Source organism: Paenibacillus lupini (assembly GCF_011761355.1).
In the GTDB taxonomy this organism is placed as follows: domain Bacteria; phylum Bacillota; class Bacilli; order Paenibacillales; family Paenibacillaceae; genus Pristimantibacillus; species Pristimantibacillus lupini.
Window position 1 is genome coordinate 37,945 of sequence record NZ_JAASRW010000001.1, and the last position, 18,380, is coordinate 56,324.

The 18,380-nt window shown below is 46.4% G+C and carries 15 protein-coding genes; 11 read left to right on the top strand and 4 right to left on the bottom strand.

The genetic code is table 11. The features are described from left to right. Nucleotides 1-282 precede the first annotated feature (282 nt). Nucleotides 283-1,272 (bottom strand): lipoate--protein ligase, encoded by a 990-nt coding sequence (gene lplA / locus FHS17_RS00210; RefSeq protein WP_167272240.1) that lies wholly within the window; start codon nucleotides 1,270-1,272, stop codon nucleotides 283-285. Nucleotides 1,273-1,362: 90 nt separating this feature from the next. Next, entirely contained in the window at nucleotides 1,363-2,577 is a 1,215-nt protein-coding gene (locus tag FHS17_RS00215; RefSeq protein ID WP_167272243.1) for a nitrate/nitrite transporter, read from the bottom strand. 464 nt (nucleotides 2,578-3,041) lie between these two features. Between FHS17_RS00215 and FHS17_RS00220 the strand changes: the two genes are divergently transcribed. From FHS17_RS00220 to mobB, 5 genes are read left to right on the top strand one after another with little or no spacing between them, the layout of a single operon-like run. Next, entirely contained in the window at nucleotides 3,042-4,346 is a 1,305-nt protein-coding gene (locus FHS17_RS00220; RefSeq protein ID WP_167272246.1) for a molybdopterin molybdotransferase MoeA, read from the top strand. Continuing rightward, a complete protein-coding gene (gene nirB / locus FHS17_RS00225) occupies nucleotides 4,346-6,331 on the top strand; it encodes a nitrite reductase large subunit NirB (protein ID WP_167276231.1) in 1,986 nt (661 codons plus the stop codon). Before FHS17_RS00220 ends, nirB begins: the two co-directional genes overlap by 1 nt. Continuing rightward, nucleotides 6,316-8,484, top strand: coding sequence for an assimilatory nitrate reductase catalytic subunit NasC (nasC, locus tag FHS17_RS00230; protein WP_167272249.1), 2,169 nt, complete (start codon nucleotides 6,316-6,318; stop codon nucleotides 8,482-8,484). The genes nirB and nasC overlap by 16 nt, the downstream gene beginning before the upstream one ends. Continuing rightward, nucleotides 8,481-9,092: a molybdenum cofactor guanylyltransferase gene (gene mobA / locus FHS17_RS00235; RefSeq protein ID WP_167272253.1), complete on the top strand. Its 612-nt coding sequence runs from the start codon at nucleotides 8,481-8,483 to the stop codon at nucleotides 9,090-9,092. Before nasC ends, mobA begins: the two co-directional genes overlap by 4 nt. Nucleotides 9,093-9,095: 3 nt before the next feature. Then, nucleotides 9,096-9,614: a molybdopterin-guanine dinucleotide biosynthesis protein B gene (mobB, locus tag FHS17_RS00240; protein WP_167272256.1), complete on the top strand. Its 519-nt coding sequence runs from the start codon at nucleotides 9,096-9,098 to the stop codon at nucleotides 9,612-9,614. A gap of 18 nt (nucleotides 9,615-9,632) precedes the next feature. Here mobB and FHS17_RS00245 read toward each other — a convergent pair whose 3' ends face one another. Continuing rightward, a complete protein-coding gene (locus FHS17_RS00245; RefSeq protein WP_167272260.1) occupies nucleotides 9,633-11,558 on the bottom strand; it encodes a sensor histidine kinase in 1,926 nt (641 codons plus the stop codon). Between the two features lie 146 nt (nucleotides 11,559-11,704). On the opposite strand from FHS17_RS00245, the gene FHS17_RS00250 reads away from it, so the two are divergent. Beyond that, nucleotides 11,705-12,439: an alpha/beta fold hydrolase gene (locus tag FHS17_RS00250; RefSeq protein WP_167272263.1), complete on the top strand. Its 735-nt coding sequence runs from the start codon at nucleotides 11,705-11,707 to the stop codon at nucleotides 12,437-12,439. 168 nt (nucleotides 12,440-12,607) lie between these two features. Further along, nucleotides 12,608-14,020, top strand: a complete 1,413-nt coding sequence (locus FHS17_RS00255) for an arsenite/antimonite efflux transporter (RefSeq protein ID WP_167272266.1) — start codon at nucleotides 12,608-12,610, stop codon at nucleotides 14,018-14,020. 72 nt (nucleotides 14,021-14,092) lie between these two features. On the opposite strand, the gene FHS17_RS00260 is transcribed toward FHS17_RS00255, so the two are convergent. Beyond that, nucleotides 14,093-14,548 (bottom strand): RNA helicase, encoded by a 456-nt coding sequence (locus FHS17_RS00260; protein ID WP_167272269.1) that lies wholly within the window; start codon nucleotides 14,546-14,548, stop codon nucleotides 14,093-14,095. Nucleotides 14,549-14,682: 134 nt separating this feature from the next. Between FHS17_RS00260 and FHS17_RS00265 the strand changes: the two genes are divergently transcribed. The 4 genes from FHS17_RS00265 (at nucleotide 14,683) to FHS17_RS00280 (ending at nucleotide 18,303) form a co-directional block, all read left to right on the top strand. After that, on the top strand, nucleotides 14,683-15,009 hold the full coding sequence (locus FHS17_RS00265) for an aminotransferase yhxA (RefSeq protein ID WP_167272274.1): 327 nt from the start codon (nucleotides 14,683-14,685) through the stop codon (nucleotides 15,007-15,009). 3 nt (nucleotides 15,010-15,012) lie between these two features. Further along, on the top strand, nucleotides 15,013-16,257 hold the full coding sequence (locus tag FHS17_RS00270; RefSeq protein ID WP_167272278.1) for a glutathionylspermidine synthase family protein: 1,245 nt from the start codon (nucleotides 15,013-15,015) through the stop codon (nucleotides 16,255-16,257). Nucleotides 16,258-16,270: 13 nt separating this feature from the next. After that, a complete protein-coding gene (locus FHS17_RS00275; protein WP_167272281.1) occupies nucleotides 16,271-16,714 on the top strand; it encodes a DUF350 domain-containing protein in 444 nt (147 codons plus the stop codon). A 125-nt stretch (nucleotides 16,715-16,839) separates the two neighbouring features. After that, nucleotides 16,840-18,303, top strand: a complete 1,464-nt coding sequence (locus FHS17_RS00280; RefSeq protein WP_167272285.1) for a stalk domain-containing protein — start codon at nucleotides 16,840-16,842, stop codon at nucleotides 18,301-18,303. The last annotated feature ends 77 nt before the right edge of the window (nucleotides 18,304-18,380 follow it).

Consider the following 18,380-nt stretch of genomic DNA (forward strand, 5'->3'; position numbering starts at 1 on the left):
ACTTAAGGTGCAATAAGACCCTGCGGGGGTCTTATTGGGTGAAAGTTAAGTGAGATGAGTCATCATAAGACCCTGTGAGGGTCTTATTTTCTTAATATGGAAGAAATAAGGCTGCTTTTGAGCACTCGGAGCTCCAATAAGACCCTGTGGGGGCCTTATTGGGTGAGCGTTAAATGAAATTAGTCATCATAAGACCCTGGCAGGGGCTTATCGTTGCATCTCAACGTACTAAATGAAAAAGAGGGGCTATGGGACAGCCCCTCTTCGTATTTATTAACATTTCTACAACATCAATGACAACAGCTGTTCCTTCGTTACTGGACCAAAGTAGAAATTCACATCGATCTCATCCAGCAGCTTGCCAAGCGACTGCGCATCATAACGTGTGCCAATCAGCTTTTCAGTTACCTCGCTAGTCTCGCCTCTGCCGAAGAAATCTCCGAAGACGGCTGCATCCACGATTTTACCTTCTTCCACTTGAAGACGGACGTCGTATGTGCCTGCGCCTTCAATACGTTTCGTCTGACGCACATTAAAGGCCGGAGAACGGCCATAATTCCATTCCCAGCTGCGGTAGCGCTCGTCGGCAAGCTTCCGGACATTATCCCAGTCCTGCTCGGTCAGCTTGTAAACCGGGATCTCCGATTCTCCTTCGAAGATGGAGGCGAGCAAATATTGCCGCAGCTCCTGGATTGTCATCGGTTCATTCAGAAACTCCGTAATATTCGCTACGCGGCTGCGGATCGATTTGGTTGCTTTGGAGACGTATTTCTCCGCATTGACCTTCAGTGCGGAGACGACATTCTCAATCTCCGAATCGAATAGGAGAGTTCCGTGGCTGAACATTTTACCTTTGGTAGCAAACTGGGCATTACCGGATATTTTTCGCTCACCGACCTGAAGGTCATTGCGTCCTGACAGCTCAGCGTCAACACCAAGGCTTCGTAATGCCCGCACAACAGGCTCGGTGAACTTCTTGAAGTTATGGAATGACTTGCCGTCATCTTTCATAATGAAGCTGAAGCTTAGGTTGCCAAGGTCATGATAGACCGCACCACCGCCAGACAGCCTCCTTACGATATGGATGCCATTCTCCTTCACATAGTCCGCGTTAATTTCTTCTACAGTATTCTGATTCTTGCCTATAATAATGGACGGCTCATTAATATAGAAGAGCAAATACTCATCGCCCGGAAGTGACCGCAAAATATATTCCTCAAGCGCCAAATTAATCGCTGGATCAGTAATGTTGTTATTATCAATAAACTGCATGTGATGCAACTCTCCTCTGCAATAATTCATTCATCTTCGTATTATAACCTTGATGAATAGATTTTTCATCGAAGAGGAGTGACATTATCGTTACATGCTTCGTGCTTTGCCGCCGTCCCCGATCCATGTCTTCTTCCAATCAAGCTGTGCAATAGCTAACATGACAACGCTCAAGATAGCTATGCCGCATAAGATTAGGAAGCCTGGCGTGTAGGAGCCGGTTGATTGATACAGATTGCCTAAAATCAGCGGAAGTGCATATCCGCCAATACCGCCTGCCGCACCAACGATACCGGTTACGAGGCCGATATCATCGCCAAACCGCTGAGGTACAAGCTGGAATACGGAACCGTTACCCGCGCCAAGGCACATCATGCCGATAAATAACATGCCGATCACGAGGTACAGCGGCGGCATGCTTGAAATGGAGGCAAGCATGACGGCAGCTCCGGTATACAAGATCATAAGTACCTTAATACCGCCAATTTTATCGGATAAATAGCCGCCTATCGGGCGGAAGAAGCTGCCTGCAATAACGCAGAGAGTAGTGAAATCGGCAGCTTTGACAGCTGACAATCCGTATTGGGTGTTGAAGAAAATCGTCAAATAGTTAGAAAGACCAACAAAGCCGCCAAAGGTCACGCTATACATAATGCAGAACAACCAAGTATCCCGCTGCTTCAACACTTTTGCGTAATGGGACAGCTTTTTCGGAGCAGGTTGATTAGGGCTGTCTTTGGCAAAGATGGTGAAGACGATAAAGGCAATAGCGATCGGGATAAGCGCAAGACCAAAGACCACTTCCCAGCTGCCATAATGCTGAGCAATACGATTGGCGAACAATGTAGAGAAGACCGTTCCGCTGTTGCCCGCTCCGGCAATACCCATTGCAAGACCTTGATACTGCGGGGGATACCAGCGGCTTGCAAGCGGCAGTGCTGCTGCAAAGGATGCACCTGCAACGCCAAGCATAAGGGCAACGATATGAAGATCACCAAGGGAACTGACAAATTTCCAACCCCAGATGAGAGGGACCATGGTGAGGAGCATACCAAGCTGTCCCGTTCTCTTTGGTCCTATATAATCAGTAAGGAAACCAAATACCAAACGTAGAATCGAGCCCCCGAGCACCGGCAGGGCGACGAGGTTCGCTTTTTGAACCGCCGTCATTTCGTAATCTCCCATAATAACAACGCTAAGCGGACCGATAAGCACCCAAATCATAAAGCTGATATCGAAATACATAAATGCACTAAATAAAGAAGGCTTATGGCCGCTCTTCCAAAAAGACGTAGGGTTACTCATATCCAAATCCCTCCAACTATTTTTTTTTGGGTATGGCAGACACGCGTTCCGGGGCGAGGGTCTGCTTCCAACCATCTCTAACAATCACGAATTGAAATAAAAAGAGGCCGCAAGCTGCCCTTGTGGACAGTTAGCGGCCTCTTTGCCGAAGGCGGTACAACATTGTACCCACCGGATCGTACGGTCACATCATTGTGAACCCAATTCGAATTATAGGGGAATCTCCAAACTCATGTCAATAAACTTAACACCAAATTTCGTAACTTCTGAAAAAATGATGGTTTTCCGACTATTTTACGTCACTTATATTGACATGTGAGCTGTCTTCCAGTATGCTCAAAACAAATGTGCAGCACAACGATGTGCTGTCAACCCGGCAAAGAAGCCCGCTTCCCCATTTCGAATTTTCGATAGGGAACGGGCTTTTTGTGTTCATTTTGAGCAGTGGAGAGGAAGTGCCAGTTATGACTACCTTGCAGAAGCAGCAGCTTGTTGTATCTATAGAAGAAGCGATTGGTCATTTGTGTAAGGGAATGTCCCATGGTCGAACGGAAAAGCTGCCTTTGGAGGAATGTGTTGGCAGGGTGCTGGCAGAAAATTTCTTCACCCCCTTCCCAATGCCTCCATTCAGACGCGCGGCGATGGATGGATATGCGATCCGTTCGCACACAACTTTAGGTGCTGGTCCTGGCAGTGAAGTTATGCTTCGTGTCATTGCTGAAATCAAAGCCGGTGCATCCCGGAACTTTGTGGAGGAATGTACAGGCAGCAGATTAATAGATGATATTGATGCCGTTCGTATTTTTACTGGTGCGCCAGTGCCGCATCGCTACGATACCGTAGTTATGCAGGAGGTTGTTACACCAATTAAGGGTGAAGATGGCAAGCCATTATGGATAGGGATAGACCGGCACCATCCAAGCGGCAGACATATCGCAGAAGCCGGAGAGGATCTCGCTCCAGGCAAGCAGATTCTCGTGAAGGGGACAACGATTGGTGCAAAAGAAATGGCGGTGCTTGCTTCCTACGGACAAGGTGAAGCCCTTGTTTTTGCTAAACCTCGGGTAGTCGTTCTGCCGGTAGGAGATGAATTGCAAGAACCGGGAACACCTCTGTCTCCAGATCACATCTATGACTCTAATGGCCTAGTTGTTTATGCCTTTCTGAAGCAGCTAGGCGTCGAAGTGACCCGCAGAAAGCCGGTTCCAGATCATCCAGCCATTCTTACGAGGGAAATTGAAAAGGCTGCTGAGCAGGCTGATCTTGTCATCACAACCGGCGGTATTTCGGTGGGGGATCATGATTATGTAGAGAGAGCAGCTGCACGCGCAGGCTATGAACCTCTATTTACGAAGGTGCTAATGAGACCAGGTACACCAACTTCGGCCTTTAAAAAAGAAGGCAGCCTACTGTTTGGTCTGTCGGGGAATCCATCGGCTTGTTACTCCGCTCTGGAGCTATTGGTTAAGCCAACCATTCAATGGATAAAGGGGATGAAGAGTTACCGCAATCAATGGCAGAAAGGACGGCTCGAGGACTCGATCGGCAAGCCATGCCCTTATCCGCGATATATCCGTTCGATTGCTTCAATGGAGCTTGGCGTTTGGCGGCTTACTCCTCTGCCTAATGACAAATCAGGCAATATTGCAGCCTTTGCGGAGGCGAATGCAATCGCGGTTATTCCGGCAGGCGGGAGAGGCGCGGCGAAGGGCGAGACGATCTCCTTTCTATTACTAACGCATATGGCAAACGGAGGATTGACGTTGTGATGAAGAGGAAACTTGCGGTAATCGGCAATGGAATGGCTGGCGTGAGATGCGTAGAGGAGATTTACCGGTTATCGCCTGATGCTTTCGAAATAACAATCATTGGAGATGAGCCTCATCCGAACTACAATCGGATCATGTTGTCCAAAGTGCTTCAGGGAGACACCTCCATTACAGATATTACAATTAATGATTTCAGCTGGTACAAGGAACGGGGAATTCGGCTGCTTCTGAGCGAGAAGGCTGTGCGAATTAATACCGGCAGCAAAAAGATTCATTTGGAATCGGGGAAAGAAGTTTCCTATGACGAACTTATTCTTGCAACTGGCTCATCGGCATTTATTCCTTCTATACCGGGTATTCAAAAATCGGGTGTAACGGCTTTCCGTAATATTAAAGATTGCGAGACGATGATGGAGGCTTCGGAATCCTATCGCAGGGCAGCTGTTATCGGCGGGGGGCTCCTTGGTCTTGAGGCTGCGCGCGGACTGCTTAATTTGGGTATGGAAGTACATGTCGTCCATAATGCGTCCTACTTGATGAACAGGCAGCTGGACACCATGTCTGCGGATATGCTGAAGCGGGAACTTATGGGTCAGGGCATGCGCTTCTGGATGGAGAAACGGACGGAGAAAATTATCGGTCGGAAGCGGGCGGAAGGTCTGCAATTCAGCGACGGTACTAAGCTTATTGCGGATCTGATCGTCCTTGCAGTTGGTATCAGCCCTAATATAGCTGTTGCGGCAAATAGCGGAATTAAGACGAATCGTGCAGTTGTCGTTGATGATTATATGAGGACCAGTGTTCCTCATATCTATGCGGTTGGGGAATGCGCAGAGCATGACGACACCGTGTATGGACTAGTCGCACCGCTCTATGAACAAGGCAAGGTGCTGGCGCGGACGCTTACAGGTGTAGATACGGCTCCCTACAAGGGTTCTATTCCTTATTCCATGTTGAAGGTATCCGGTGTAGATGTGTTCTCGGCTGGCGATATTCAAGGCAGTGAGGTCCAAGTAGCGCTCCAGCAATACAACGGTCTTCAAGGCACTTACAAGAAGGTTACTGTTAAGGAAGGTAAGATAGCGGGGGCTGTCTTGTATGGTGATAGTACGGAAGGAATGAAGCTGCTTGATCTATTGAAAAAGAGAGCAGCTGCCGAAGTCCTTCTTGAGAAGGCTGAGAGCCCAGGTGCCGGCGGGATGGATGGCGCTGTAATGGCAATGGCGGATCATGAAACGATCTGCTCCTGTAACGGGGTGAGTAAGGGGGCCATCGTTCTGGCAATCGGAGAAGATAATCTGCAGACTGTTGAACAAATCAGGGATAAAACGAAGGCCTCAGGTTCATGTGGCGGTTGTAAACCGATGGTTGGAGCAGTGCTTAATTGTGTATTGTCTGGTGCAGGAGGAGTCAAGACCGTTATTCCGATCTGCAGCTGTACAACGCTTGGTCATGAGCAAGTAAAAGAAGCCATTATAGCTAATGCTTATATAAATGCGGCTCATGTCAGAGCAGATTTAGACTGGAATCGATCAGAAGGCTGCCAGGTATGCCGTGCAGCTATTCCTTATTACTTGGGATTAGTCAATGAGAGTGATCGGAATGCGGTTAGACTGCCTTATCCTGTACGTGTTGAAATCTCCTCTAATTATCTGGAGCCTTCCGATGTACTGGTTCGTGATTTCTCTCTTTCTGCTGTTCCTGCCGGCTGGGAAGTATACGTTGGAGGGCATGCGGAGCATCCGGTGAAGCAAGCGCAGCTGCTTGCGGTGGAAGCAGAGGAAACAAATGCTCGGCAATTGGCTGCTGCCTGTATGCAATGGTATCGGGAATCTGCTTATTATGGGGAACGTCCTTGGAAATGGCTTGATCGAATAGGCCTTCTGCCTCTTCGTGAAAAGCTGCTAGATTTGGAAACGCAAGAAGAGCTGTCGGAACGCTGGCAGGAAGCAGAAAGGATGGAGATGGCATGGAGCGGCAAATAGATACGATGACGTTCTCGGCGGAGGATGCAAAAAAAGTAATGGAGACGCAGTGTCCTTTCTGCAGCGTGCAATGCAAGATGGAAGTGGTAGAGGACCGGTCGGGCCGCCGCCCGACTTATCAAGTAACAGCTATTCCGAATAAAGCATCGGAAGGCAGACTGTGTGTAAAAGGGATGAATGCTCATCAGCATGCAGTAAGCCGGGAGAGGCTGTTATATCCGATGATGCGACTTCAAGGCGAGCTAAAGCGTGTATCCTGGGAAGAAGCGTTGTCAGCCATCAGCATTCGATTCACGGAGCTTCAATCTCAATATGGATTGAATGCGGTAGGGCTGTACGGCGGCGGATCGCTCACGAATGAATCCGCCTATTTGCTTGGCAAGTTTGCTCGAGTTGCTCTGAAGACCAAATATATCGATTATAATGGCAGGTTCTGCATGTCAGCAGCCGCCTCGGCAGGCGTGAAGACCTTCGGCATTGACCGCGGATTAACGAATCGGCTTTCCGATATCCCTCATGCACAATGCATCATTCTCGCAGGTACGAATATTGCGGAATGCCAGCCGACGCTGATGCCATATTTTACAAGAGCGAAGGAAAATGGGGCAACGATTATTGTAATTGATCCAAGGGCTTCTGCCACTGCCTCCATTGCAGATATTCATCTGCAGGTGAAGCCGGGTATGGATGCCGCACTGGTGAATGGGATGCTGAAGGTTATTCTGGATGAGAAGCTGACGGATGAATCTTTTATCCAGAAGAGAACGAAAGGTTTCTCAGCAGTGAAAGAGCATCTATATCAGGTTGATCTCGAGGAAGTTGCGGAGATGACAGGCGTTGGCATGGACAGGATCCGCAAGGCGGCGATTGCTTTTGGCAAGGCAGCAACGGGAATGATCTTCACAGCGCGGGGTGTCGAGCAGCATGCGGACGGACATATGGCGGTAAGGAATTTTCTCAATATGATTCTTGCTACGGGGAAAATCGGCAAAGAAGGCTGCGGCTATGGGGCGGTAACCGGTCAAGGAAACGGTCAAGGAGGCAGGGAGCATGGGCAGAAGGCGGATCAGCTTCCGGGCTATCGTCTGATTGAAAATGCTGATGACCGCGCTTATATCGCTGGAGTGTGGGGGATTCAGCCGGAGGAGCTGCCTGGTAAAGGCGTTTCGGCGTATGAAATGATGGAGCTCGTTCATTCCGGCGATATTAAAGGGTTGTTTATTATGGGTTCTAATCCGATTGTCTCAAATCCAAATGCAACATTAGTAGAAGAAGCTTTCGAAAAGGTTGATTTTCTTGTAGTGGCGGATATGTTCTTATCCGAGACGGCGAGGCTTGCGGATATTGTACTTCCGGTCAGCGCGTATCTCGAGAATGAAGGCACGATGACGAACCTGGAAGGGCGTGTATTGCTCCGGCAGGCAGGACGTCCCGCTCCTGGTGAAGCACGACATGACTGGCAGGTTCTATGTGACATCGCTTATTCGCTTGGAAAAGAGAAGTTCTTTACGTTCCGGGATTCCGAAGATATTTTCAATGAGCTGCGGGTTGCGAGCCGTGGCGGCATTGCGGACTACTATGGCATTACGTATGACCGGCTGCGTAAGGAAGAAGGCATTTATTGGCCTTGCCCTTCATTAGACCATCCGGGGACGCCTCGGTTATTCGGAGAAGCTTTTGCCCATAAGGATGGATTAGCTGTATTCCAGAGTGTGGAGAGCGAATCACCTGCCGAGCAGCCAAATGATGAATATCCGCTCTATCTGACCAATGGCCGGATGTTATCGCATTATTTAACAGGGGTTCAAACCCGTAGAAGTCCAGTTCTAGCAGCACGTGAGGTGGAAAATATATTGGAGATCCATCCAAATACGGCTGAAAAGCACAGGTTGGAAGACGGAGCTTTAGCCAGCGTACAGTCGATCCGAGGTACCGTTATCGTTCGTACAAAGCTAAGTTCAGCGATTCGGGAGGATACTTTATTTATTCCTATGCATTGGGGCGATGCCCAGAATGTAAACCGGGTTACGAATGCTTTGCTTGATCCGAACTGCAGGATGCCTGATTTCAAATCAAGTGCGGTACGTGTTCAGCCGCTTGCTGAGTATTTACAAGAGACAGCTGTGAGTACAAAGAAGGTGAAAGTGGAATGAACGGGCTTGACGGGATTATTCTGGCTGGGGGACAAAGCAGACGAATGGGCGGCAGCATGAAGGCGCTTCTTCCGGTCGGCGAGCAGCTTATGATCGAACGAGTGCGGGAGAAAATGCAGCTGCTATGCAGCAATATAACAGCTGTTGCAGCATCTGAAGAGCAGGCAAAGCGGTTGTCTGACCTAAAGCTGGTAACTGTAATCGATACTTCGCCAGGTCAGGGACCGCTTGCCGCTCTTGTTACCGCCTTCCAATATAGCCGTCATTCAGCCCTTTGGGTATCTGCTTGTGATATGCCGTTTGTCTCCGAGAAGGCTGCTGCTTTGCTTGTTGATTACATGGAGCGAAGCGGGAGTATGGCGGCTGTCCCAGAGATTAACGGCAGACTTCATCCCCTTCAGGCTGTTTATCGTGCGGAATGTGCGGAGCAGGCCCAGCAATGTTTATTGGACGGCGACTACAGCATGAAAGGGTTTCTGAAACGTATTTCGTATGTCCGAGTTACGGAAGAGCCATTTGCTGCTGCTGGTATCCATCTCAACTTCGTTGATAACATAAATACACCTGACGAGTATCAGAATGCGCAACTTGCGGGAAAGGGGGTGTAGGTATTGGCAGCTGCCGTCTATCAAATTACGGGTTACAAAAATACAGGCAAAACAACCCTAATGTGCCGACTGATCGATTATTTGTCCTCTCGAAATAGGAAGGTTGCGACGATTAAACATGACGGTCATCAATTTGAGGCGGAGCCTGCTGGAGTAGATACAGCAAGACACCGTGCATCTGGCGCTGTATGGTCGGCCATTACTTCAGGTGAGCGGACCGCCATTGTAAAAGAAAAATCATCCTCACTGGAAGAATTGATCGCGGAAGCGCCACATGATGCATTTGTTCTGGTTGAAGGATTTAAAATGGAATCATACCCTAAGCTTGTAATCGTCAGGCGGGAAGAGGATGAGCGGTTATTAGCGGAGTTGTCAGGTGTTACGGCAGTAGTCACCTGGCCGGGATATAGGTTGCAGGACAACTGTATTCCTGCAGGAGCAGTACTTATAGAGATAAATGATATAGATCGGATAGGAGATCATATAGAGCAAGTAGGCAAAGAGGCAGTCCTAAGAAATTAGGACCGCCTCTTTACTTGTTTATTCTGTTTTTAACGGTACAGGGCTTTCGCTTGCAGGCAGCCGGATAATCGCTTCTGTTCCGATGCCTTTTGTACTGTTGAAACGAATCGTACCTTTCATAGCCTCAATAATACGGAAAGTGACCATCAGCCCAAGACCGGTACCTTTGGATTTGCTGGAGAAATAGGGCTCTCCAAGCTTGTCCAGTTTTTCCGGATCGATGCCTTCGCCATTATCTGTGATACGAATGATGATCGTGTTCTGATCATTTCTCGCATGAACGGCTACCGAGCCATCATCCTTTGCGATCGCTTCAAGACTGTTTTTGATTATATTGATAATCGCTTGTTTGAATTTCTCGGCACTTCCCATGACGAATAGATCTGATTCAGTTAAAAGATCAAGCCGTGCGCTTTGCATGGCTGCAAGAGGGGTTAGAATGTCTTGTATTTGATACAACTCTTCTGAAATATTCAATGTCTTGACGTCTTCCAGCTCTGGTTTGGCGAAAGTCAGGAACTCGGTAATAATACTGGATGCGCGGTCCAGCTCCTGTACGGCCACATTCAGAAACTGGCGGTCTTTATCTACTGCTTTCTCTCCAACCAATTGGATGAAGCCTCGTGTAACCTGCAGCGGATTACGAATCTCATGAGCAATGGAGGCAGCCAGATGGCTGATGAGCTCCATTTTCTCTGAGCGTTGAATTTCCCGATTGAACATCTCCTGTTCTTGGGAATACTTCACTAACCGATCATGATTACGAGAGAATTGCCTTCCCATTACTGCAATCAGTGAGAGCAGGAAGGGTAATAAACCCCATTTCCAGTAAATAAGGTGATAGGTTTCGTCTTTGAAATAATTGACAATTTCGGTAATTGAAATAATGGAAAAGATGGAATAGCCAACAGAGATCAAGATGGCATCACGATTTCCCTTCCACGCGTACCAGATCGCATGAATGGTCAATATGACAATCTGTATGGACACACAAACCGTAAGAGGCACAACTTGAAGCATACTGATGCTGATGCCAGGAAAGATGGTTTTGCCAAGCGCCCACAGCACGATCACAATGACTGTGACCGGCATCAATGCGATTCTGAATTTCCTCAGCATGCCATAAATACCCTGTCCAAGGACATTTTCGAAGAAGACAGCAACAGCAGGTGTAAGTAAAAACAACGCTAAATCAAATAAGGCCAGAAAAGGCTCTCCATGCGTTTGGAAATGATGGTATAACGCGGGTGAGTAAGCAAGAATAATCTCGCCTAGGCAGAGGATGATGAGACAAAGAGACATCCATAACACGATCTGCTCACGTTTCAAAAAGAACAGGCAAGTCATCATGATTAACGCGATGAACATAAAAGAACCGCCAAAGATTAATTCGATCAGTCCATATCTCTCGTATTCAGGCAGCATCTGATAATAATCGCCAACTATAATTTCAGGTTCTAATGATTGACGCTCATCAGATAATCGAAGTAAAACAATCAGTTTGTTATTATCGGCTGTATTCTCTAGTGGAAGAAGCATATAATTCACATCGTAACTATAGGTTCGTGCAACTTGATAAATGGGAGTGGGCTGCTGATCGATTGATACGCTTACGGCGGTGCCATAGACGCGTTTCAGCCATATACCTGGCGTATTCCATTCCATATCGGAGAGTGATATCCGAAGCACCAGCGCATCGGCATTGTTATCACGCTTAGGCATCGGGTGACTCTTGTCGGCATGCTGCCAATTAGTCGGACTGGCATCGGCTGCCCAAGCTGAGGAGAATGTCTCATCTTGAGAATTTAACCATTGATAATCCCATTCCTTAACACTAGTAATATTCGGTTTCGGTTCTGTCTTGTCAGAAACCTCTTGAATCTGGTAAACGGAGCAAATAATTATTAGAACAATGCCCGATACCAACCATATAGTTGATCGCATCTCACTCACCTTCAACCCAAACTTTTGTCATCATTTACCATACTTGCTAATCTTACAAAATGCAATATATTCCAACAAAATGCGTATCAAATGTGAGGATAGAATGGTATAATAAAGCCATTTTTCGACAAGTCAGGGGGGATCCTATGATTAAGGAACAGTATGCTTCAAATGGTGAGGTACAGATTCATTATTATGACTCAGGAGAACAGAGTGACGCGAAGCTGCTTCCGCTTGTGATCTGCCCAGGATTATCTGAGACGGCAGAAGAGTACCTGGATCTTGTGCAGACGGTAGCGCCTAGAAGGAGTATCGTCTTATCTTTCCGGGGCAGAGGGAAAAGCGATACGCCTGAGAATGGTTATGATCTGACCAATCATATAGCTGATCTTGAAGCCGTTGTGAAACATGCTGGTGTGACTTCCTTTCATCTGTTCGCTTATTCTCGAGGTGTCTCGTATGCCTTGGGCTATACGCAGATGCATGAAGAGAATGTCCGTTCTTTAATGATTGGAGATTATCCGGCTGAACATCGAGCGATGACTGCTGAATGGGCAGTTGATTATATCGATAATTACTTAATTCCTTATAAACGTACGGAAAATATACGAGAAACAGCGGTATGGGGGATTCATCGTGATTCATCTCAAATCCAATTGGATCATCCACTTCATATTCCGGTGTTGGTTGCCAGAGGGCAATTAGAAGGGTCGTTAGTAACCGATTCGGATCTGGACCATTATAAACAGCTGTGTTCTCACTTAACCGTGAAGGAGTACGCGCGATCTGGGCATGCTCTGAAGGGTGAAGATAAAGATCAATTATATGGAGATATTATTGGCTTCTTAAGTACCGTGGATGAGGGAGGAAAGACGAGCTAAAAGATTTAAGCTAACGCTTACGAGGTAAGAGTCATCATGAACAGCCATCCGGCTATTTGGGTGATCATTCTTTTTAGGAGGAAATTTTGTTAATGCTTTAGCGGTATAAAACCTGTTATAGTACAGGATGGTAACCTTATTGATACGAATTAAAGCGGGGATCTAACAGTGGCAATTGTTGCAGTTATCATTTTTCTACTAACTTTAGCTTTTGTGATTTGGCAGCCCAAAGGGCTGGGAATCGGCTGGTCTGCTGCCGGTGGGGCTATTCTGGCCTTAATGTTTGGCGTCGTCAGCTTTGCTGATGTGGGAACAGTAACCGGTATTGTATGGAACGCAACGATTGCGTTTGTTGCTATCATCTTAAATTCACTTATTCTAGATGCCATCGGTTTCTTTGAATGGGCAGCCCTTCATATGGCACGGCTTGCTAAAGGCAACGGGAAGCGGATGTTTATTTATGTGATCGTACTTGGCGCTGCTGTATCAGCCTTTTTCGCAAATGACGGTGCAGCACTGATCCTGACACCAATTGTTCTAGCTATGGTGCGGGCGCTTAAGTTTGATTACAAAATGATCTTGCCGTTTATTATGGCAGGTGGTTTTATTTCGGATACAACTTCGCTGCCGCTCATTGTAAGTAATCTTGTCAACATTGTATCGGCTGATTACTTTGGGATAGGTTTTGTGGAGTATGCGAGCAGGATGATTGTCCCTAACTTGTTCGCACTTGGGGCGAGTTTGCTAGTGCTTTATCTGTTCTATCGGAAAAGCATTCCTGCAAACTATGATGTTCGTGAACTGAAGGAGCCAAGGGATGCCATTAAGGATCATCGGTTATTTCGGTTATCCTGGATTCTCTTGACGATTCTGCTGCTTGCTTATCTGGCGAGTCAATTCATCCAAGTACCCGTATCCATTATTACAGGTGTCATCTCCATATTCTTTCTTGTCGCGGCGAGGCGGAGCAGCGCTATTCAGACGAAGAAGGTCGTCAAGGAAGCGCCGTGGGCAGTCGTTATTTTCTCCATTGGCATGTATGTCGTTGTATATGGCCTTCGTAATGCAGGATTAACGGATGCACTTGGCGATGTTATTCAAGTGATTGCAGATCAAGGCTTGTTTGTATCAACGGTTGGAATGGGCTTCCTTGCCGCCATCCTATCGTCCGTTATGAACAATATGCCAACGGTCATGATTGATGCTTTGGCGATTAAAGGAACGGCAACAGCTGGAGCGATTAGAGAGTCACTTGTGTATGCGAATGTGATCGGGTGTAATTTAGGACCTAAGATGACTCCAATCGGCTCGCTTGCCACCTTATTATGGCTGCATGTTCTTGCGAAAAAAGATGTGAAGATCTCATGGGGATCATATATGAAAGCAGGCTTTGTCTTAACCGTTCCGACCTTGTTTATTACATTGGCGGGGCTGTATGTCTGGCTCGAATTTATCCATTCCTACAGCGTATATGCAGGCTTTGGAATCATCGCACTGGTCATTGCTGTTGCAGTGATCATTACATTCTTATACAAGTTGAGATCCGGCAAAAAGCAAAAAACAGAGAAGCAGATTGCGTAGTTTACAAAACAATATGTGCATCAAAAGAAAACCCACTTCCAATGCGGATGTGGGTCTTCTTTTGTACTGTTGTTATACTTCGGGTTCATCCATTCCACGTACATAAATCACGTAGCAGCCTCGATCCTCATCGATCTCGGTGGAGGTGGTGAACATTGGGCCATAGCCCGGGATATCCACGATATCCTTGAGCAGATACCGGATGACATCATAATGATTAGGGCTTTGAATTTCAGTCAGCTTGCGCCCGCGTTCGTTAGGCTTTCGGAACTCGATGTAAATGCCACGGCCACGGTAATTCACTTCATCTGCATACTTCTCATTAAATCCACGCTTCTTAACGATTAGCATTTCTTCTTTTTCTTGCATCTCATTGGAGGTTAGTTCGTATTGAATACCATTGGAAATCAGGTAAGTACATAATTGTCTCGCATACATTTCGTCGATTCCGACATTTGCGGATTGGTATTCCATCAGTGGTTCATATTGATTAAGTCCAAGGTCGATAAAATAAGTTAATTTGTTCATCTCAATCACTCCGTATTAAAAATGATTTTATTATCATACCATCATTTTATGGAAACATTAACTTTCTTTCCTACCCTTCTTTCAAATGTGTTATAACTTTATAGGAACTATTAAGCTATGGAGGAAACTAGTCTATGAATTTAACTCAAAAAGCAATGCTTGGCGTTTCCGCTGTAGCCATGGCTACAGCGCTCACTGGCTGCGGCCAGTCGACCAGTTACCCTCGGACTGCACAGCCTACAGACAGTCAATGCAGGGACTGGGAGTGGGACAGCTCGCAAGGGGTCTATCGATGCGATGATTCCAGCTCTTCCTACTATCGTCATTATTATTATGGAAATAGTTACTACTCATCCCGTTCTGCACTGCAGAAAAACAGCTCTTATTCCACTTATAAATCCAGCATCTCAAGCAAAACGAGCTCCGGGTTTGGTAAAGGAAGCTCGATTAGCGGAGGTTAGCGAGTGAATCAATTTGCTAAGGCAAGAAAAGCCTTCTACGACCAGATTGGCGATTATTGGGCGGATTTATACGGAGAAGAATATTCTCTGTATGATTTCTATTCCCTTACGAAAGAAGAAGTCCAAAAGATTCGGGAATCGACGAACCGGATTGGTCATATTTTTTTCAAGACAGCCGCTTTGCTTCGAACCGTAGATGACGACACTTTATTATGTCTTGGTTTCCCAAGAGAAACGTTAACCTACATAAGAACAAGCAGCCTGTCTGTCGAGAGTGTAATTGCCAGATTAGATTTGGTGAGAGCAGGCGATACGTTCAAATGTATGGAGATTAATTCAGATACACCAACTTTTATTAAAGAACTTCATGATGTGAATGGCCGTATCTGTGAAGCATTTGATCAGCATAATCCGAATGAAGGATATGTGAAGCAGCTGGCGCTTGCCGTAGAAAAAGCGATTGTTGAGAGCTTTGAATACCTTGGCACTTCTAAGGAAGTCCCATATGTCGTGTTCACTGCACATGGTGACAATGTGGAGGATGCCCATACAGCAGCTTATTTAAGAAGTCTTATCCGTATTCCGTCCAACTTTGTTCCTCTAGACCAGCTGCAAATTATTCGAGGTGTTGGCCTCTTTGACCAGGAAGGCCGCGAAATTGATGTGTTATACCGGCAAACCTTTCCGGTCGAGCAGCTGATCGAAGATGAGGATGAAGCGGGGAATCCAATTGGGATTTGGCTCTTGGAATTGATACAGCAGAAGAAAGTAACGGTCGTTAATCCGCCTTCCGCGTTTCTGCTGCAGTCGAAAGCTGATCTTGCGATCATCTGGGGTCTTCATGAAGAAGCCAGTCCATTTTTCACAACTGAAGAACATTTATGGATCGAAGAGCATTTTCTCCCAACCTATCTTGAACCGGATAGCTTTCTTAAGCGGCAGATGAAGTATGTGATGAAGCCTGCTTTTGGCCGGGAGGGGGATACGGTTAAGATTTTTGATGGCAATGGTGCTTTAGCGGCAGAAGATAGTCATAACTCCTATGTGGATTATCTTCAGGTGTATCAGGAATATGTAGAGCTGCCAACTACGGCCTTTCAGACGGAAAAAGGGTTACGCCATGGCTCATATATGTTCGGGAGCTTTCTGATTGGGGGAAAAGCGGGTGCCATCGGTATTCGGATCGGCAATCAAATCACAGACAATTTATCGTATTTTTTGCCGGTAGGCATAAATAAATCTTTGTAGGGAGCTAATCGTAATGGACAATAATTTATATGTAGATTTCCTTGTTTATTCTTTAGTAGGCTTTGCGATTATGATCGTAGGTCTTCTCTTATTTGAATTGACGACCAAGAATAAAGAATTCGCTCTTATTTTCAAAGGTAACGTCGCAGCGGCACTTTCACTCGGCGGCAGACTAGCTGGACTCGCAATCGTCGTGCGTGCAGCCGCTGAGAACTCCGTATCGCTCTCGGATATGCTGTTGTGGGGTGTAATCGGGATTGTCGCGCTAGTTATTCTGTATTATGTAACCGAGTTTATAACGTACCTGTTTGGCAAAGCGCTTAAGGTAAACGTGACAATCTTCAAAGCGATTGAGCAAAACAACATTGCAGTAGGTATTCTTATTTTGCTTATCTCCTGCAGTGTTGGCATGATTATCGCGGGCTGCTTGACTTATGAACCTGATTTGATCGGGTAGGAGTGATGGATAGACTGTTTAGGGGAATCCTATCAGTCTATTTTTTTTTGCGTTTTTACCCTTTTGAATTTGGTATAATCAGGTAGGAATCTTACTTGAATTAATGGGAGTTGACGTTTTTAGTTATGAAGAACTTATCTGCCTTCCGTTTATTAATTTTAGCGATCATCGGAATAATGATTTTTCAATCATCGATTGTACAGGCTGCGTCTTCCGCTTCTAAGGGATGGAAGGCTATTGCAGTAGGTACCATTCACAGTTTGGCGATTAAGATGGATGGGACTGCCTGGCAATGGGGAGATATTACAACCTATGGAGCAGAAGGAACAGAAACGAATTTATATGCGCTAGTACCAGAACAAGTGCCTGTATTACAAAATGTGATTGCTGTAGCTGCAGGGCAGGTACATTCCCTTGCTCTTCAAAAGGATGGTACAGTGTGGGCATGGGGCGGTAATGATAGTGGTCAGTTGGGTAATGGCAACAAGGAAAGCTTGGTTATTCCACACAAAGTAGAGGGAATATCTGATGTTGTTGCTATTGAGGCAGATTGGACCCGAAGCTTTGCCGTTAAATCAGACGGTACAGTGTGGGGCTGGGGAGGATTCTATTTCAAAGATGCTAAAGGTAATATCACTTCTCCTGATCGGCCAATTCAACTGGAGGGTTTACGCGATATCGTCTCGATCTCTTCTGGATATGGCAGTTTCGTAGCTCTTAAGAAGGATGGGACCGTGTGGCAATACGAGACGCAATTGCCGGGCATTCAAGATATCATTCAAGTAGCTGTTGGTGGTGAGTATACTTACGGGTTAAAAGAAGACGGAACAGTGTGGTATTGGGGAGCTGCAGGTATAGGCTTAGTCAATGGGGAGTCTGCTGCAAACGACTTGTCTCCTCGGATGCTTGAGGGAGTTAAGGATATTATTTCGATTCAAGCAAGTGCAGGCGGTCCGCTTATGCTGCAAAATGATGGAACAGTCTGGGCTAGCGGCACGAACTCCGGAGGGCAGTTAGGCAACGGCACTTGGGATTCGAGTGATGTGCCCGTACAAGTAAAAGGTCTGAAGAAAGTAACAAGTATCGCCGCACACGGAGTAGGTTTCCGATCAATGGCCATAAGAGCAGACGGTACATTATGGGCATGGGGCGGCGGCTTAGTTGGGGATGGAAAGAAGGGGAGTCGGACGATTCCTGTAGGGATTGCAAGCTACTCGAATGAAATACCAGATCAAGACCCTATCTTTGTCGAAATTGACGGTACAATATTACAAGTAGATCAGCCTCCTGTGAGTATAAATAATCGTATAATGGTACCCTTAAGAGCAATCATGGAAGCGTTAGGCGCTGAGCTGGAATGGCACGCATTTACTTCTTCCATAACAGCGAAAAAAGGGGATATCACAATTCAGCTTGCTGTTAATAATCCAATTGCTTCGGTAAATGGGAAAAAGACTACGCTCGACTCACCACCGACACTAGTCAATAATAATACTCTTGTTCCAGCTAGATTTATAAGTGAGTCATTGGGTGGGAGGGTAACTTGGGATGAAAATGAAAAGACCGTGACCATTAAAACAGGTACTTAGTTTAGAATGGGTCATGTGAACATTGTGCCTTCTTGACACATGGCTAACTTAATATTATAATCGGGGATAACCATGTT

What these genes read in the sequence shown, in the direction of transcription:
- FHS17_RS00220 (WP_167272246.1), top strand. Translation starts at nt 3,042, where the DNA reads ATGACTACCTTGCAGAAGCAGCAGCTTGTTGTATCTATAGAAGAAGCG.
- lplA (WP_167272240.1), bottom strand. Translation starts at nt 1,272, where the DNA reads ATGCAGTTTATTGATAATAACAACATTACTGATCCAGCGATTAATTTG.
- mobA (WP_167272253.1), top strand. Translation starts at nt 8,481, where the DNA reads ATGAACGGGCTTGACGGGATTATTCTGGCTGGGGGACAAAGCAGACGA.
- FHS17_RS00250 (WP_167272263.1), top strand. Translation starts at nt 11,705, where the DNA reads ATGATTAAGGAACAGTATGCTTCAAATGGTGAGGTACAGATTCATTAT.
- nirB (WP_167276231.1), top strand. Translation starts at nt 4,346, where the DNA reads ATGAAGAGGAAACTTGCGGTAATCGGCAATGGAATGGCTGGCGTGAGA.
- FHS17_RS00260 (WP_167272269.1), bottom strand. Translation starts at nt 14,548, where the DNA reads ATGAACAAATTAACTTATTTTATCGACCTTGGACTTAATCAATATGAA.
- FHS17_RS00265 (WP_167272274.1), top strand. Translation starts at nt 14,683, where the DNA reads ATGAATTTAACTCAAAAAGCAATGCTTGGCGTTTCCGCTGTAGCCATG.
- FHS17_RS00280 (WP_167272285.1), top strand. Translation starts at nt 16,840, where the DNA reads ATGAAGAACTTATCTGCCTTCCGTTTATTAATTTTAGCGATCATCGGA.
- FHS17_RS00215 (WP_167272243.1), bottom strand. Translation starts at nt 2,577, where the DNA reads ATGAGTAACCCTACGTCTTTTTGGAAGAGCGGCCATAAGCCTTCTTTA.
- FHS17_RS00275 (WP_167272281.1), top strand. Translation starts at nt 16,271, where the DNA reads ATGGACAATAATTTATATGTAGATTTCCTTGTTTATTCTTTAGTAGGC.
- nasC (WP_167272249.1), top strand. Translation starts at nt 6,316, where the DNA reads ATGGAGCGGCAAATAGATACGATGACGTTCTCGGCGGAGGATGCAAAA.
- FHS17_RS00245 (WP_167272260.1), bottom strand. Translation starts at nt 11,558, where the DNA reads ATGCGATCAACTATATGGTTGGTATCGGGCATTGTTCTAATAATTATT.